Below are 17,151 nucleotides of genomic sequence, written 5' to 3'. Positions count from 1 at the left end.
AGAGATTTATTTTATCGCTGTATCTTATGGGAAAGATACTATCGGTTTGCGTCCCAAAATATAGTTTTATCACGCAAAAATGCGGTAATCCAAATCAATGCCAATGGAATACCTGGGTTAAGCATAGAGCCGTCATAGGCTAACTCCACGGCCATCGCCCCAGCAAAGTAGCAGCACAACAGAATAAAACCAATTCGCATAGTTTTGGGAATAACAAATAGAATAATAAATGTCATTTCCATTAAACCAAGCATAGTAGCAGCGTTTGGCAAATTAAATTTAACCAAACCCTCAACAGACCAAGCAAAATGTATCGCTTTTAGCAGTCCACTTACAAATACAATTATAGTCGTTAAGACTAAAAGAGACGTTGCAATAATGTGTTGCGTTTTCATTTAGTACGGCAGATTTAATGTTCTTGCTTCTATCATTAAAAAATAGCCAACTCGCTCTTTTATCAGCCATTTTCCGTTCTGAAAAACGTATGAATCCTCATATTTGACGCTATAATCTGTGATAACGTCTTTTCCTTCGTTTTCTCTAATCATTTTAAGTAAAGAGAATGAAACACCCTTTGCGGTATCGCCTTCTATGGTTACAGTATGTTGTCCATTTAATGTAAAATAGGTTTTGACCAGAGAAGCGTGTCCCGTAAACTCTTTTTCTAATGCCTCATTACCAGTAATGTTAGCAACTATTACCCCATTCATATACACTGTATAGGTGACATCTTTCGTAAACAAAGTCATTTGTTCGGTAATCTTTTTTTCATCACCCAAATAGGCGTAGGCATCTATCAGAGTTCTTAACTCTTCTTTTGCTTTTAAGGCTTCTAAAAACATCGTTATTTTTTTTAGTTGAACATTATTTTTAAATTGTTGTTGGCAAAAGTATGCCATAGTTGCTTACAATTTATTAGTTGTTACCTAAAGGTTACTGCGTAACCATAAATCACAATGTTAAATAATCAAGAAGACGCGAATAAAGAATTTACAGAAGAATGCGACAAAGTGCTTGGTGCTGTAAGTGATTTTCTGTACGTTATTGGAGGGAAATGGAAACTTATGATAATTATTGCTCTGGCGAGAGGCAATACTAGATTTACAGAACTTCAACGGCAAGTCAAGGGAATTTCGGCAAGGGTTCTTTCAAATGAATTAAAAGACTTAGAATTAAATGGATTTGTTGTAAAAAAAGTTTCTGTTGGCTACCCTGTTCTTATTGAGTATGAGTTACTTCCTTATAGTCATACACTTGAGGAAGTCGTTACTGCCATGACAAAATGGGGGATTCAACATAAAGAAAAAATCAAACGAGATATGGCCGTATAATCTATTGTTGTATGGCACAGACCCGCTTCGCGGGAAATTTTGCTACACAAGAAAGAAGTAGATACGCAGTGCGTATCTACTTGGAAGCGTATGCGTTACGCCAAAAGCTCTACAATGTCATCTTTGCTCAGGGCTTTTACAAAGTTTTCTTCTGTAACGATCAGATCTCCAGCAAGTTTTAGTTTGTTTTGTTGCAAAGCTAAAATCTTTTCTTCTACCGAATCTTTGCTAATAAACTTATAGACAAAAACGGTTTTGTCTTGCCCAATGCGGTGTGCTCGGTCAATGGCTTGTGCTTCTACGGCAGGATTCCACCACGGATCTAAGATGAAAACATAGTCGGCGGCTGTGAGGTTCAGGCCAACGCCTCCTGCTTTGAGCGAAATCAAAAATACTTGGCAATCTGCATTTTTCTGGAACAAATTGACTTGCTCTTGGCGGTCGCGGGTGCTACCGTCCAAGTACGCATAATTGAGTTTGAAATGCTCTAAATATTCGCGCAAAATACTTAAATGTTTTACAAATTGACTGAAAATCAAAACTTTATGATTTTCGCGAATCACATTATCCAACTTATGCACGATGTCTTCCATTTTGCCCGAACTGCCTTTGTATTCTTCGTTTACCATGCGCGGGTGGTTGGCCAACTGCCGCAATTGCGTAAGCCCCTGCAACAACAAAATTTGCGACTGCGCCATGCCTTTCTGCTCGATATGTTCCAAGATTTTGTTACGGAAATACGATTTTGCTTCCTCGTATTCGGTCTCCTGCTCGGCGTTCATGCGGCTGTAATGTATATTTTCCACTTTTTCGGGCAACTCTTTGGCTACTTGCGACTTATGTCGGCGCAAAATAAACGGTTTGATGATGGCGTGCAGCTTGTGCAATCTGGTTTCATCATTTTTCCGCTCGATTGGTGTTTGAAATTCGTTGCGGAAATACGTCTGCGTACCCAACAGGCCTTCGTTGATAAAATTCATTTGCGACCAAAGGTCTAACGTGCTGTTTTCCAATGGTGTACCCGTCAGGATAAGGCGATGTATTGCCCCGATTTGCGTTACGGCGCGGGCAATGTGCGAACTCGGATTTTTGATGGCTTGCGACTCGTCCAGAATCAAATAATTGAATTGATATTGCTTCAAAACGTCCAAATCCAGACGCACAATGCCATACGAAGTGATGATTATATCAAAATAGCTAAAAAATTCGCTGCTTTTCTCGCGGTCAGCTCCCGTATAATTCAAGATTTTGAGGCCAGTCGTAAACTTTTTGGCTTCCATTTCCCAGTTATACACCAACGATGTTGGCATGACTAGCAAAGACGCTCGTTTGATGCCCTCGTCTTTTTGGCTTTGCAACAAGGCCAGCGTTTGTACGGTTTTGCCCAAACCCATGTCGTCGGCAAGGCAGCCGCCCAATTTGTATTGGTTCAAAAATCGCATCCAATCGTAGCCAGCTTTTTGGTACGGACGCAACACGCCTTTAAACGCCTTAGGCAACGGATAACTTTCGATAGATGAAAAGTCGCGCAAACGCTCCAGTTTTTCGTTCATTTTCACGCTCAAAAGTTCTTGGTCGTGCATGGTATTGAGCATCGCAAAATGCGCTTTTGTGATGTTCACTTCGCCCGTGTCGGAGGTGTTGGCAAGGGCAAAAAGTTCGGAATATTCTGTAAACCAAGCCTCTGGAATTACGGCAATTTCGCCATTAGGCAACAGAAATTCACGTTTATTTTGCAGAATTAACTGTCTGATTTTCAGGAAAGGAATAGTATATTCTCCAAATTGTACGTTGGCGTAAATATCGAACCAATCGGAGTTCTCGCGTACGTCCAGACTAATGCTGGTGTGGCCAATAAAATATTTTACGTCCGAAACGGTTTGTTGTTCTACGCGCACTGCATTTTCTGCCAGCAAATCTGCATGGCGACCAAGCCATTCCAAGGCTTCAAAATGCGGCATTACGACTTGTCCCGCATGGAGTTTGAGTCCGTTTTCCTGCAAAATTTTTAAAATATTTTTTTCTTTGGCTGTATCGCGTTGCGTGCGAACAAACGTATAAGAATCGCCCTCTTTTTGCATGGTTACCAATACATCTTGCGAGTTGTTGAGCTTGACGGTTTCGGCTCCTGTGTACTCAAATTGTAGCTCAAACGAGATGTTGGTATTGTTTTCGGTGCGCACTTCTGCCGCAGGGTTTTCGTCGGTTTGGCCTACCAATAGCGGGGCAGCCACTCGCGCATTTTCTTGCAACAACTCCCTGATTACCAATATAGTTTCTGGCTTAGGTGTTTGTTTTATTATCTCAAAACCTTCTGCATAAATATCTTCAGAATGTGAAATAAGCGGCTTTAGAAACTTATTAAAATAGGTTTCTTCCACCGAGCGCGGCACGACGATGTGGTTTTTATTCAAAAATGGCTTAAGTTTATTGCCATCAATACTTTGCTTAAAGGTATAAAGTACACGATTGAGCAGCAGACACGCAGGCTCATTGCTCATCACAATCGCGTTTTTGTATTGAAAATCAAGCTTTTGACCTTTAAATAAAATTGTCGGGAAATAATGTGTAGCTTCTTGGTTGCGGTGAAAATGAAACCAAATCGAGGCGGGTTCGTCGGCCATCGCCAAACGGCGGTACGTGGCTTCGCCGTCGCTGCCCATTTCAAAAATGGGTTTGTTGGATAGCAACGGAATGATTTCGGACATTCGCCGTTCCAGGTAATGGCTGATTTGCTCCTGTAATGGCTTGTCAGGTTTGTTCGGGTCGTAGATTTTGATGAAAAAATCTGAAACAGTTTGCTTTTTGTTGTTGGTAGAAAAATGTTTAAACACAGCATCTTGCTGAATCTCATCAATGAGTTTCACCAAACGCCAATCGGCTTCGTCCATTCTGTCGGAAAATTCGTTTGCGTTTTTGAATGAAATATTTTGCGACTGCAAACTCAAACGGCCATGGTCGTCGAGTTGTACGGCAAAAGATTCAAATAAATACCCTAAGAATTCGTGCTGAAATAACGAATAGACAATTTGGAACGGTTTGGTGGGAGATACTTTCATGTGCAAAAAGAAATTAAAACGAAAGTTAATAAAAATATCTGAAAGTCTCCGCCGTCGTTGATGCGATTGTGTGATATTATTGCCTTAAATCTCAATTAAAACCCATTTAATGCTATTTGGCATACCCTCAAAACATACAATCCTACCCACCGAGTCGTATTGGAAAAATCTAAAGTTTAACCTAAAACCGCACTGGCAATCTAATTCGTTTGTATATTTGTATTTATTTTTGTGCGTAATTATTTACTCAAAATCTATCAGCAAAACATGGCCAAGCAAAAATTTGCCCGCGAATCATTTGTCATTACGACGGAAATGGTAATGCCCAACGAAACCAATCCCCTCAACAACTTGATGGGAGGCCATTTGATGCACAGCATGGACGTAGCAGCCGCCTTGGCCGCCCAACGCCACAGTAATCGCATCGTCGTAACCGCTTCGGTGGACAATATTTCTTTTTCGCGGCCTATTCCTTTGGGTGCTGCCGTTACTTACGAAGCCAAAGTTACGCGTGCGTTCAACTCTTCGATGGAAGTACACATTATCGTACACGCCGAAGACATTCCCTCAGGCCAACGTTTCAAAAGCAACGAGGCGTTTTTTACGTTTGTGGCCGTTGACCAAACAGGCCGCCCCATAGATGTACCCGAACTCATTCCAGAGACAGAAGACGAAAAGAATATGTATGATTACGCCCTCCGTCGCAGGCAGTTACGTTTGGTATTAGCTGGCCGTCTCAAGCCATCAGATGCCACCGAACTCAAATCTATTTTCAAGTTAGATGAATAAAGAATAAAGGCCGACATTCGCATAAATGTCGGCCTTTATTTTATAAAAAACAGGTAGTAACTATAAACCCCAACCCTGTATTTGCTGCATGGTTTTGTAGGCCGTCAGGTCGAAAGTACAAGGCACCAACGAAACATAACCGTTAGCGATTGCCCATTCGTCGGAGTCGGAGCTATCGCCCGTTTCCATGTTCACGAAGCTACCCACCAACCAAAAATACGAACGGCCTGCGGGGTCTTTGCGTTGGTCAAATTCTTCTTGCCAACGGGCACGCGCTTGGCGGCAAACTTTTAGGCCTTTCACTTCGCCTGCTTTGTGTGGCGGGAAATTCACGTTAAGCGTAATGCCTTCAGGAATGCCATTGGCTAAGGCTTTGAGCGTGATTTCTTTTACCCAATGGCGCACGTGCGAAAAATCGGCATCGTGGCTATAGTCACAAAGCGAAAAACCAATCGCTGGCAAGCCTTCCAAAGCCGCCTCAATAGCTGCCGACATTGTGCCCGAATACAACACGCTCACGGAAGTATTGCTACCGTGATTGATACCACTCACCACCAAATCAGGGCGGCGGTCGTGCAACACGTGATGTTTGGCCAGTTTCACACAGTCGGCAGGCGTACCCGAACATTGATAGGCTTCTACGCCCAAATCTCCAAATTGGTTGCTGCGGTCTAAGCGCAACGTATTGCCGATGGTGATGGCGTGTCCCATGCCCGATTGCGGGCTGTCGGGAGCTACCACAACTACTTCTCCAATTTCGGCCATCACTTCTACCAATGTACGGATACCTTTGGAGGTAATGCCGTCGTCGTTAGAAATGAGAATTAACGGTTTTTTAGACATAATTTTTTATTTTCTGATGAATAAATTTCTTGATTGAAAAGTAACTTTAACATTCTGTTACGCCACCCAAACGGTTTTGATGTTCACGAACTCGTGCATTCCCCAGTGCGACAGCTCGCGGCCATAGCCCGACTGCTTCACGCCTCCAAACGGAACACGTGGGTCTGTGCGTACAATTTCATTCACAAAAGTACAACCCGCTTGTATTTGTGCCGCGATTTTTTCTCCTTTTTCGGTGTTGGCCGTCCAGACGGAAGCCCCCAAGCCATAAGGCGTGTCATTGGCCACCGCGACGGCTTCTTGGGCATTTTCTACCACAATCACACTGGCCACCGCTCCAAACATTTCTTCATCGTAGGCAGGCATTCCGCGCTTTACGTTGGTGAGCAAAGTCGGTTCAAACCACGCGCCTACTTTCGTGGGGCGAGCACCACCCACCAGCACTTGTGCACCTGCCGCAACGCTTTTTTGCACTTGCTCCAGCAGGATTTGGGCGAGGTCTTCGCGTGCCATTGGCCCAAAACTGGTTTGTGGGTCGGTGGGGTCGCCTGCCTGCAAAGCTGCGATTTTTTCGCGCAAAGCTGCCGTAAATGCTGCCGCGATTGGTTTTTCTACAATAAAACGCTTGGCCGAAGTACAACCTTGCCCGCCATTGGTGAAACGTGCTTTTACGGCTTTTTGAGCCACAGCCTGCACGTCGGCATCTGCGAGCACCACAAAGGCATCACTTCCGCCAAGTTCTAACAGCGTCTTTTTCAAATATTTACCTGCCAATGAAGCCACTACAGAACCCGCGTAGCTGCTACCCGTAAAGGTAACTGCGCGTACCAGTTCGTGCGAAATTAGTTCGTGTACTCTTTCGTTTGGTAAAAAAAAGTTTGTGTAAACATTTTCGGGGAAACCCGCTTGCTCGAACACAGACGCAATGGCCAACGCGCATTGCGGTACGTTGGGCGCGTGTTTCAGTACAATCACATTGCCAGCAGCCAGCGCAGGCGCAGCAAACCGAAACACTTGCCAATATGGATAGTTCCAAGGCATAATCGCAGACACCACACCCAAAGGTTCAAAGGCCACATAGCAACGCGAAGCCTCCGTGCCAACTGGCTGTGGAGCAAGCATTTGTTCGGCTTTTTCGGCATAAAAACGGCACGTAAGCGCACATTTTTCTATTTCGCTGATGCTTTCGCGCAGCACTTTACCCATTTCGAGGGCGGCAAGCTGAGCAAGTTCGTGTTTGCGTTCCAGCAGAACATCGGACAGGCGATGCACATACGTTACGCGTTGGGCAAGAGGTAAATTTTTCCATGCAAGCCAAGCCTCATTGGCTCGCTCAATCCCCTGCGCCACTTGCGCGGGGCTGTGCGGCTCAAATTGCCGTACAATTTCGTTATTTTGAGGATTAATGGTTGCAATAGCAGACATTTCTGATACTTAAAAAAAATTGAGTTAGTGTAAAACAGTATAAAAATAAGGGCGTGTTTGCCTAATATTGTGGCGGCCAAACAATGTTTTTGTATTCAAATCGAAAACATTTATGCTGTTTTTTGTAATTAAATTCGCTGATAACATTAAGCCCGATACAGCCCATGAACGCCGAAGCCTTACAAACGCAACTTGCACAACTTCAACAAAAAGTAGCAAAGTTGCTTGTACAACACCGCCAACTCAAACAAGCCTTACAGGAGGCAAATATAGAGCGCAAACAGTTGCGGGTGCAAAATGAGAAACAAAAAGAAGAGTTAAAAAATTTTCAAAATAAAATTAAAACAAGTAAGATTGTAGCCACAATCGCGACTACTCCGCAACAAAATGCGGCAATTTGCCAAAAAATAGAGGAGTATGTAGCAGAAATTGACAAGTGCATAGCGCAATTGAATCAGAAGTAAAAATTTTGGGGTTGAAAAAAGTTGGAGGTTGTCCGTAACTATGGCCGTTATTTCTATCAAAATAAAAATTGCCGACCGCGAATACCCCATGAAGGTAGAAGCCTCTGAAGAAGAGTACATTAGGCGTGCAGCCAAACAGCTCAACGAAGCAATTGTAGAATATCGAGAACGGTTCGGCATCAGTGATAAATTGGATATTTTGGCGATGGTGGCATTCGATGCACTCGCAGACAAAATAAGAACCGACAACGAACTGACTAACACATACAAGCAACTCAATGGCGCATTGGCGCAATTGGATGCACAGATAAGCAGAGAGTTAGAATAAAATAGCAAACTCTCGCCCCATTTTTTGATACTGTAGTTTTGATTCGTGCTTGTGCGCGAAGTTGATTTCTGATGATTGATTTGGAACTAACATTTTAACATCACAAACAACTGTTTTTACAGCACCAATGGAAATAATAATTTACGTCGTTGCCGCTTCTTTGCTTAGCCTATTTGTTGGGCTGTGGCTGGGTCAGAAACAACTTCAAAAGTTGTATGCTCGCAAAGAGCAAGAAGCCCGCGAGAAAGCTGCTCTCATCATTAAAGAAGCCGAAATTAATGGGGAAACCATTAAAAAAGATCGCATTTTTGAGGCTAAAGAAAAGTTTCTCAAACTCAAAGCTGAGTTTGAAGACGAGTCGAATAAAAAGAAAAACATCATCTTGCAAAATGAAAACAAAGTAAAACAACGCGAACAAGCCGTTGCCAAATTGCAAGAACAAGTAAACCGCAAAGAAGCCGAATTGGATAGCGAAAAAGAAAATCTACGCGCCCAACTCGACATCACCAACAAAAAGAAAGACGAAGCCGAAAAACTACGCCTTCAACAAGTACAAAAGCTGGAAAAAATAGCGGGTCTGACGGCAGATGAAGCCAAAGAACAAATACTGGAAGCACTCAAGCAAGAAGCCCAAAGTAAAGCCTCGTCTTACATCAAAGACATTATCGAAGAGGCTAAAATGACCGCTACGAAAGAAGCTAAAAAAGTGGTTTTGGAAACAATCCAACGCACTGCCACCGAACACGCCATCGAAAACTGTGTATCAGTTTTCAACATTGAAAGTGATGACGTGAAAGGTAAAATCATTGGTCGCGAAGGTCGTAATATCAGAGCTTTGGAAGCTGCCACAGGTGTGGAAATCATCGTGGATGATACGCCAGAAGCCATTATTATTTCGGGCTTCGACCCTGTGCGCCGCGAAATTGCTCGTCTTTCGTTGCACCGCCTCGTACAAGACGGACGTATTCATCCCGCACGTATTGAGGAGATTGTTTCCAAAACGCGCAAAAACATTGAAGAGGAAATCTTGGAAATTGGCGAACGTACGGCCATAGATTTAGGGATTCATGGTTTGCACCCAGAGCTTATCAAATTGGTAGGTCGTATGCGTTTCCGTTCTTCTTACGGTCAAAACTTGTTGCAACACTCGCGCGAAGTAGCCAAACTTTGTGCTACAATGGCCGCAGAATTGGGCTTAAATGCTAAACTTGCCAAACGTGCAGGTTTGTTGCACGACATCGGGAAAGTATGGCCAGAAGAACCCGAATTGCCTCACGCACTTTTGGGCATGGAACTTGCTAAAAAATACAAAGAACACCCAGAAGTTTGCAACGCTATCGGTGCGCACCACGACGAAATAGAAATGACTTCGATGCTTTCGCCTATCGTGCAGGCTTGCGATGCGATTTCGGGTTCGCGCCCAGGCGCACGCCGCGAGGTGATGGAGTCGTACATTAAGCGTCTGAAAGATTTGGAAACATTGGCCTTGTCGTTTGATGGCGTAACCAATTGCTACGCTATACAAGCAGGCCGCGAGTTGCGCGTGATGGTAGATGCCGACAACGTAACTGACGAAAAAGCCAGCATGTTATCTTTCCAAATTTCGCAGAAAATAGAAAAAGATATGCAATACCCAGGCCAAATCAAAGTAACGGTAATCCGCGAAATGCGCTCTGTGGCTTACGCAAAATAACACAGCATTATTTGCTAACAAAAAACGCCTTTTACGTGTATCGTGAAAGGCGTTTTTTGTAGGGCATCGAATTTTTTTTGAACTGAGACAATTTTAGTTTTCATCGAAAGCCGCAGGCCTTACCAAAATCACGTCTTCTTTGTCCACTATCACAGAGCCAGCTGCCGCACCTTTTACCTTGCGCACAAACTTTTTGGGTGTGCAGATGACGGGGCAAAGCGTGTCGGTTTTGCGTTTGGAATAATAGGCGGCCAGCGATGCGGCTTTTTCTATGACAGATTTGGGAAAGGGTTTGCCAGATTTGTATTTTACGAGGACGTGCGACCCAGACACATCGCGGGCGTGCAACCAAAGGTCTTCTTTGTGCGAATAGCGTTGCGTAAGTGTGTCGTTGTGTTGTGCGTTTTTGCCAACCCAAATGTCAAAACCTTCGTACTCGAAGCGGCGATAGGGCAGGGCCATTTCTTCTTTTTGTTGGTCTGAAATTATTTTGTTGTCTTTCAGGTACTTACGGATTTCTTTTACGCTGTTGGCTTTTTCTATAAAATTAATATGCGTCTCAATGCGTGCGAGTTCTTGCTGTTTTTTATCCAGATTTTCGTACAATTTATCAAGCTCTACTTTTTGATTTTTAGCTTTGCGGTAATAGTTTTCGGCGTTGCGCTGCGGACTAAGGTCGGCCTTTAGCTTGATTTCGAGCGGTTGATTTCTATAAAAATCCTCAAGCGTAATTTTTTCGGTTCGAGGCTTGATATTGTGCAAGTTAGCCATCAGAATATGGCCAATTTCTTCGTAACGTGCACTACTTTCCAAACCGTTGAGTTTGGTTTCTGTTTTTTGTATGTAATTGGTTGTCTGTTCTTTACGCTTTTGGAGTAGCCGCAGCGCGTCGGATTTTTCATTTTCCGAAAAATACAGCCTTGCGTATTCGGCAGCAAACTGATTGGCCGCTTCCAGTGGATTGGTATATTTCCGAGATTGGCCATCTTCAAAAATCGGTAAAAGCGACAAAATTAACTCGTCGTTGAGCGTACCGACATAGTAGCTCGAAGGTTTTTCCAGCACCGAAATCATTTCCTCAAAATGCGGCCATTGTTCCACCAAACCCAGCAAATCCAAGCCGTGTTGTTGCCAGTAGGTCAGTGGCACGTTGCCCAACGTGGGATAGGCTTTTTTGAGATTTTGGCCATTTTCCAGAAAATAGGCCGCATCGTGATAGTCGAGCGGGCGAGCCAATTCCGCGAAATTTATCTCCAAATCTTTGGAAAGCGAATGTTTGAAAACACTTGTAACTTTCTGATTTTCAAATAAAATGACGTTGGCGCGGTTGCCGTGCATTTTGAAAAGTAAGGCGAAATTATCTTCAAATAAAAAATAAAAACTGCGTTCGTTCGGGATTTGAATTACGTCCAGAACAGTTTTGTTCAAAATTTCGTCAAAAAGTTCTACGCTGTTGCGTTTGGCGCGTTGGAAATTTTCGGGAAAACTTAGCGCGGAAATTTCTTGCGTGAGCATGGCACGGATATAAAACTCTTGGTCGGTGGTGCAAAAACCCAAGATAAGTTCGTCTTTGTTTTGACTAAAGCAAGTAGCTAATATCCAGTTAGTTAATTTGTTTTTGAGCGACTGGGCTACTTGCTGGAGAAAGAAAAAATTGTTGTGCACGGTGCGTATTTTTAGGAAATAAAAAACTTTTGCGGGAGGCGATAAATCTCACAAAGATAGCCAATTGCACGGAACTACGTGTTTTTGTGGTTTTGGTTTAATATTTTGCCAGAAAACTACAAACAATGAACATCACAGACGCACTTGACTCCACCAATACTCCGCTGTACGATTCGCTATCGCGGCATACTAAAATCCACTTTCTGCCGAACGATAATTGGCACGTAAATGTTTGGTATTCAGTATTTCATGGAAAAGAATCTGTAATTTATTATAGTCCTGTGGCTTGCCCGCAGGCGCAACTTTCGCGGCAATTATTGTTTTTGGAGTTGCAGTGCAATGGTTATCGGCGTGTATTGGATGGCTTGAGTCTTTTGCCCGACACCAATCAATGGATGCAAACCATCGTGAAAAGTATAGATACTTGTTTGCAAAATCAGAAAATAGCAAATCGTTGGTTGGCAATGGGTTATGATTTGGAGCAGCTTTTGTATGAAGATGATGCAGACATTTTTGAGTATTTCGAGCAAATGCTTGCCATGAAAGGCTATTCGGAGATGTATTTACTTACCTCGTATTGGGGTTTCACGAATCCTTTGTTGAATGTCTCAGCAAATCAACGGAAATATTTGCACCAAAAATTTTGTGTATATGCTGGCGGAAAACTGCGAACTCGTTTGTTGGAAACAGATTCTTTGCTTTTTCGTTGGGCGAATGTATCTGCTTATGAAGCAAAGACTTATGTGTTGGCAATGGCCAATATTTTGGGGATAAAACAAGATACTTGGTTAAGTTATGAGTATAACAAAGGAGCGTTTTTTGAAGAACAATTTCCGCAAGCAGGCTTTTTTGTGGGGCAACCGTTCGGGCTGGAACAAGTACGAAAAGTCTATTCCTAGCGGAAATGATGAACATATAATTCGCTGTTGCACAGATTGTCTCATTATTTATTTACGATATAGTAACATATTACATCTGTACTTCTTTCTTTTTGTAACGCATTGTTAATGAGTTGATAATGATACAATGAATTATTCAATAATTTGTATTATATAATTTTTTAAAGACGAGTGTTTGTTGTTTTTGAATGAATATAAGAGTTTATATTGTTTTTGTTGTTTGTAGCGTTTGATAGCAGGTAGCTTGCTGGTTGTTTTATGAAATAAGAAGTTGAATATTACAGATGATTAAATTCTACTATTTTAATCTAAATCGCTTCGCATTAAAATAAGATATTGCACATTGGCAGTCTTTACGTTGCTACTAATCATCAAATCTCTAATCATTTTCAGTCATGAACAATCAGATACTAAGAGCCATTTTGGAGAAAACAAGCGATAGCATCATTATGTTAGGGCTTGATTTAAAAATAACGTATATCAATAATACGGCTCAAAAGATGTATGATTTGCTCAATGGCGAGCAAATGGAAGTTGGGGTTGATGTGAGGGAATACCTGAATCCAAAGTGTGGGGGTTTAATTTTGGATGCGAATCAAAAGGTTTTGGCGGGTCAAAGTGCAGAATTGGAATTATTGATGACTTATAAAAAAACAGAACGTTGGCTCAAACATCAGTTGCCGCCGATTTATGATGCAGAAGGAAAGGTTTGGGCTACGTTATGGATTATACAGGATATTCATCACCAAAAACAAGCAGAAATTAAGCTGGAGGAGTCAGAAGCAAAATTTAGCAGTATTTTTCATTCTGCTCCCGTTACGATTCTGATTGTGGATAGTAATATGTGCATTGTTGATGCTAATCCTGAAACCAAAAATCTTTTTCATTATGATCTGGGGGAACTTATAGGGGAAAGTATTAATGTGCTAATTCCCAGACGATTTTGGGAAAGTCATGAGGTTTCTCTGCTTACTTATACCTCGAACCCTACACCCTATAAATTAGGAACGGGTCGCGTGTTTCCTGCTCTTACCAAAGAAGGGAAAGAAATTTTTACAGAAATCAGCCTTAATAATTTTATATTGGCTGGGAAAAAATATTTTGTGGCGTTGATACAAGATGTTACACAACGAATTGAACACGAGTCTATTATAGAAAGTCAGGTAACGCAGTTACAAGACATTGCATGGTATCAGGCGCACAAAGTAAGAAGCCCGCTGGCCAAAATATTGGGTTTGGTTAATTTGTTTCAGACAGAAAAAGACGAAGAATACAAAACGCTATACCTCCAATATTTGAAAGAGTCTGCCGATGAGTTAGACGCGGTTATTCACAAAGTGATTAATGACGTATATACCAAAGATTTGATTTCCAAAATCTAAGTATTATTCATGTTTCTTAAATTGCGGAAGTTGCCAGTCGTAGCGAACCGCCAGCACTCGAATTATAATAATAATACTACCCGAAATAGCCAAGTTATAATCAAAATTTACACCATAGCTATGAAGCGTCAGGTACAGTAAAGCACCTGCAAAACAAGCTGTTGCATAGATTTCTTTTTGAAAAATAACAGGAATTTCGTTGGTGAGCATGTCCCGAATCACACCTCCAAAAACCGCCGTAAACATTCCCATAATGGCCGCGTTGATGTTGCCGACTCCCAAAGAAATGGCTTTGGCCGTCCCAACCACCGTAAACAAGGCGATGCCCAGCGTATCGAACAGAAAAAACGTTTTTTTGAGTTTGATAAAATACGAATAAAACACTTTGGCCATCACGATGCCCGCAAACACGGCATAAATCATGTTTACATCTTTTATCCAAGCAATCGGGTAGTTGCCCAGCAACACATCGCGCAGCGAGCCGCCTCCGATGGCCGTAATGTATCCAATAAACGTAGCCCCAAACCAGTCGGCGCGGGCTTTTTCGGTAGCGGAGAGTGCGCCCGAAACGGCAAAAAATGCCGTTCCGAACAACTCAAACCAATATTGTACTTGCATAATTTATGCGACTAAATTCTTTTTGAAAATTAAAACATAAAATTGATTACCAGCCTTTTATTGCATTTGCACCAAATGCTTTTTCGGCGGCTTGTAGCACCGCTTCCGACTGATAGGCCTTTACGAATTTCTGTACTTTTTCTTCGTGTTGGTTGTCTTCGCGGGCAGCAATAACATTCACATAAGGCGAATTTTTATCTTCTTTCAACAAACCATTTTTGTTGGGGTCAAGGCCAGCTTGCGCCGCAAAGTTACTGTTAATAATGGCCAGTACGACGTTTTCGTCGTCCAAAACTCTCGGAAGTTGCGGGGCTTCTATTTCCAGAATGTTGAGCTGCTTAGGGTTGGCCGTGATGTCGGTTACTTTCGGCAGCAAACCCACGCCTTCGCGCAGTTGGAGCAAGCTATTTTGTTGTAACAAAAGCAACGAACGGCCTCCGTTGGTCGGGTCGTTGGGAATGGCGATGGTGCTACCGTTGGCCAGTTCCCTGATATTTCGGATTTTGTTGGAATAAGCCACTATCGGATACACGAACGTTTTGCCCACAACAGCGAGTTTGTAGCCGCGTTGTTTGGCTTGCTGCTCCAAATACGGCACGTGTTGGAAGGCGTTAAGGTCGATGTCGCCCTGATTGAGTGCTTCGTTGGGAACGACATAATCATTAAAGAAAACCAGTTCCACGTCCAAGTTATATTTGTCTTTTGCCTCTTTTTGGGCAGCTTCCGCAATTTGTCTTTCTGGGCCAGAAGTAACGCCTACTTTTAGGTGATTAGGATTGTTTTCTTTGGCCGATTTCTGACAAGAAAATAAAGTTAATGCACTGAAAAACAATGTAATGATGCTAAGATTTTTCATTTTATAGAATAAGAAAATTATCGGTGATTAAATTTTTTGGAAAGCGTTTCGCCCGTAAATTGAATGATAAAAACTAAGGCTACGAGCAGCAGCAATACAGCATTCATAATGAATGTATCGTACCCGACATAACCGTATTGGTATCCGATTTGGCCTAAACCTCCCGCGCCAACAGCTCCGCCCATGGCCGAATAACCGACCAGTGTAATGAGTGTTATGGTGGCGTTGTTGATTAGCGAAGGCAATGCTTCAGGCAACAAAACTTTAGTGATAATCTGGTAGGTGTTTGCACCCATCGCGCGCGCCGTTTCGATGAGTCCTGCGGGAATTTCGAGCAAACTATTTTCCACCAAACGCGCAATAAATGGCGCAGCTCCAATACTTAATGGCACTAAAGCCGCCCACACGCCAATAGACGTTCCCACCAGCGCACGCGTGAACGGAATAAGCCAAACGATGAGAATAATAAACGGAATAGAACGAAACACATTGACCCAAACCGACAAAATGCGGTGATAAATGGCGTGTTCGAGCAGTTGGCCGCGCCGCGTCAGGAACAAAAAAATGCCCACAGGCAAGCCAATAGCAAAACCCAACAGCCCAGCGGCAAAAGTCATAAAAATAGTTTCGAGCAAGCCTTGCAGCAGCAGCGACACATTAGAATTAAGCATAACCTCTTACCGAATTATAGATTTTGTGTTGATTAAAATAATTGATTACGTCGGCGTTGTGGTCGGCGTTTCCTTGCAGTTGGAGCAGTGCTTTTCCGAAGTTCTTTTTGCCGATATATTCTATTTCTGCCCGAATAATTTTGTAAGGCACTTTGTAATGATGGTAAATCGTATCTACCAAATCCTCAAAAGCAACTCTGCCGTTGAGTTCTATTTCTACGAGCGGAAACAAGCCGTCGTTTTGTTGCGATTGAAGTGTTTTATTAAAATCTGAAGGAATCGTCATGTTTTTGGTATTTAAAAATTGTCGGATAATGGGGTGGGAGTTGTTGAACAAAATGTTTTCCAACGTGCCTTTGGCTACCAGTTGGCCATGGTCAATAACGGCCACATGGTTACAAATGGCTTTTACGACTTCCATTTCGTGCGTGATGAGCAAAACCGTAATCCGCAAACGCTGGTTGATGTCGCGGAGCAGTTGCAAAATGGACTGGGTCGTGATGGGGTCTAAAGCACTGGTTGCCTCATCGCAAAGCAACAAATGCGGGTCGTTGGCCAAAGCTCTGGCAATGGCAACGCGTTGTTTTTGGCCGCCCGACAAATTCTTGGGATACTCGTCTGCTTTGTGTTCCAATCCAACTATTTTCAGCAGTTCCGTTACTTTGGCCTGAATGTGCGTTTTGTTGGCTTTGTCTAATTCGAGCGGCAAAGCCACATTTTCGAATACGGTACGCGAAGAAAGCAAGTTGAAATGCTGGAATATCATGCCGATTTTTTTGCGCTCTGCGGCCAGTTCGGAGGCGTTGAGCTTGGTAAGGTCGCGCCCCCTGACCACAATTGCGCCGTTGTCGGGTTTTTCCAGCAGGTTGATACACCGAATCAAAGTGCTTTTGCCTGCGCCCGAACTGCCAATAATGCCGACTATGTCCCCTTCCGCAATTTCCATATTTACTTGGTCTAAAGCTTTGAACGTCTTGCTTTTGAGCGTAAAAGTTTTAGAAATGTTCTGTATTGAAATCATTGAACAAAAAGTTAAATAAATGTTTTTGATAGGTACTCAAATGGGGTGTGCGCTTAACGAAAAGAAAATAAAAAAAGGGCTTTACGCTGTGTGGTAAAGCCCTTTTC

The 17,151-nt window shown here is 42.8% G+C and carries 17 protein-coding genes; 7 read left to right on the top strand and 10 right to left on the bottom strand.

Annotated elements, in window-relative coordinates:
- Positions 1-38: 38 nt before the first annotated feature.
- Entirely contained in the window at positions 39-395 is a 357-nt protein-coding gene (locus tag BM090_RS03390; protein WP_091507331.1) for a hypothetical protein, read from the bottom strand.
- On the bottom strand, positions 396-899 hold the full coding sequence (locus BM090_RS03385) for a nuclear transport factor 2 family protein (RefSeq protein ID WP_221405327.1): 504 nt from the start codon (positions 897-899) through the stop codon (positions 396-398).
- Positions 900-956: 57 nt separating this feature from the next.
- Here BM090_RS03385 and BM090_RS03380 point away from each other — a divergent pair, with 57 nt between their 5' ends.
- Positions 957-1,331: a winged helix-turn-helix transcriptional regulator gene (locus tag BM090_RS03380; RefSeq protein ID WP_091507327.1), complete on the top strand. Its 375-nt coding sequence runs from the start codon at positions 957-959 to the stop codon at positions 1,329-1,331.
- 95 nt (positions 1,332-1,426) lie between these two features.
- On the opposite strand, the gene BM090_RS03375 is transcribed toward BM090_RS03380, so the two are convergent.
- Complete coding sequence (locus tag BM090_RS03375; RefSeq protein ID WP_091507324.1) at positions 1,427-4,390, bottom strand: DEAD/DEAH box helicase; 2,964 nt, start codon at positions 4,388-4,390, stop codon at positions 1,427-1,429.
- Between the two features lie 267 nt (positions 4,391-4,657).
- Here BM090_RS03375 and BM090_RS03370 point away from each other — a divergent pair, with 267 nt between their 5' ends.
- Positions 4,658-5,179, top strand: a complete 522-nt coding sequence (locus tag BM090_RS03370) for an acyl-CoA thioesterase (RefSeq protein WP_091507321.1) — start codon at positions 4,658-4,660, stop codon at positions 5,177-5,179.
- A 60-nt stretch (positions 5,180-5,239) separates the two neighbouring features.
- On the opposite strand, the gene surE is transcribed toward BM090_RS03370, so the two are convergent.
- Both surE and BM090_RS03360 read right to left on the bottom strand, forming a co-directional pair.
- Positions 5,240-6,022, bottom strand: a complete 783-nt coding sequence (surE, locus tag BM090_RS03365) for a 5'/3'-nucleotidase SurE (RefSeq protein ID WP_091507318.1) — start codon at positions 6,020-6,022, stop codon at positions 5,240-5,242.
- Between the two features lie 57 nt (positions 6,023-6,079).
- Entirely contained in the window at positions 6,080-7,447 is a 1,368-nt protein-coding gene (locus BM090_RS03360; RefSeq protein WP_091507314.1) for an NAD-dependent succinate-semialdehyde dehydrogenase, read from the bottom strand.
- Positions 7,448-7,611: 164 nt separating this feature from the next.
- On the opposite strand from BM090_RS03360, the gene BM090_RS03355 reads away from it, so the two are divergent.
- The 3 genes from BM090_RS03355 to rny all read left to right on the top strand — a co-directional run bounded on the left by BM090_RS03355 (position 7,612) and on the right by rny (position 9,932).
- Positions 7,612-7,911, top strand: a complete 300-nt coding sequence (locus BM090_RS03355; RefSeq protein ID WP_091507311.1) for a hypothetical protein — start codon at positions 7,612-7,614, stop codon at positions 7,909-7,911.
- Between the two features lie 40 nt (positions 7,912-7,951).
- Positions 7,952-8,239 (top strand): cell division protein ZapA, encoded by a 288-nt coding sequence (locus BM090_RS03350; RefSeq protein ID WP_091507307.1) that lies wholly within the window; start codon positions 7,952-7,954, stop codon positions 8,237-8,239.
- Positions 8,240-8,366: 127 nt separating this feature from the next.
- The gene (gene rny / locus BM090_RS03345) at positions 8,367-9,932 is read left to right on the top strand and encodes a ribonuclease Y (protein ID WP_091507304.1); all 1,566 of its coding nucleotides are present in this window, start codon (positions 8,367-8,369) and stop codon (positions 9,930-9,932) included.
- A 93-nt stretch (positions 9,933-10,025) separates the two neighbouring features.
- Here the strand turns inward: rny and BM090_RS03340 are convergent, their stop codons facing one another.
- Complete coding sequence (locus BM090_RS03340) at positions 10,026-11,597, bottom strand: NFACT RNA binding domain-containing protein (RefSeq protein WP_091507301.1); 1,572 nt, start codon at positions 11,595-11,597, stop codon at positions 10,026-10,028.
- A 125-nt stretch (positions 11,598-11,722) separates the two neighbouring features.
- Between BM090_RS03340 and BM090_RS03335 the strand changes: the two genes are divergently transcribed.
- Entirely contained in the window at positions 11,723-12,496 is a 774-nt protein-coding gene (locus BM090_RS03335; protein WP_091507298.1) for a hypothetical protein, read from the top strand.
- Positions 12,497-12,891: 395 nt separating this feature from the next.
- Entirely contained in the window at positions 12,892-13,878 is a 987-nt protein-coding gene (locus tag BM090_RS03330; protein WP_091507295.1) for a PAS domain-containing protein, read from the top strand.
- A 3-nt stretch (positions 13,879-13,881) separates the two neighbouring features.
- Here the strand turns inward: BM090_RS03330 and BM090_RS03325 are convergent, their stop codons facing one another.
- Genes BM090_RS03325 through BM090_RS03310 form a run of 4 tightly spaced genes read right to left on the bottom strand, consistent with a single transcriptional unit; the run spans position 13,882 to position 17,044 of the window.
- The gene (locus BM090_RS03325; protein WP_091507291.1) at positions 13,882-14,496 is read right to left on the bottom strand and encodes a trimeric intracellular cation channel family protein; all 615 of its coding nucleotides are present in this window, start codon (positions 14,494-14,496) and stop codon (positions 13,882-13,884) included.
- Positions 14,497-14,542: 46 nt separating this feature from the next.
- Positions 14,543-15,352: a methionine ABC transporter substrate-binding lipoprotein MetQ gene (gene metQ, locus BM090_RS03320; RefSeq protein ID WP_091507288.1), complete on the bottom strand. Its 810-nt coding sequence runs from the start codon at positions 15,350-15,352 to the stop codon at positions 14,543-14,545.
- A 17-nt stretch (positions 15,353-15,369) separates the two neighbouring features.
- The gene (locus tag BM090_RS03315) at positions 15,370-16,023 is read right to left on the bottom strand and encodes a methionine ABC transporter permease (protein ID WP_091507284.1); all 654 of its coding nucleotides are present in this window, start codon (positions 16,021-16,023) and stop codon (positions 15,370-15,372) included.
- The gene (locus BM090_RS03310) at positions 16,016-17,044 is read right to left on the bottom strand and encodes a methionine ABC transporter ATP-binding protein (protein ID WP_091507281.1); all 1,029 of its coding nucleotides are present in this window, start codon (positions 17,042-17,044) and stop codon (positions 16,016-16,018) included. The genes BM090_RS03315 and BM090_RS03310 overlap by 8 nt, the downstream gene beginning before the upstream one ends.
- Positions 17,045-17,151 lie beyond the last annotated feature (107 nt).

The organism is Flexibacter flexilis DSM 6793 (genome assembly GCF_900112255.1).
Lineage (GTDB): Bacteria > Bacteroidota > Bacteroidia > Cytophagales > Flexibacteraceae > Flexibacter > Flexibacter flexilis.
This window is presented reverse-complemented; position numbering and strand designations above follow the sequence as displayed.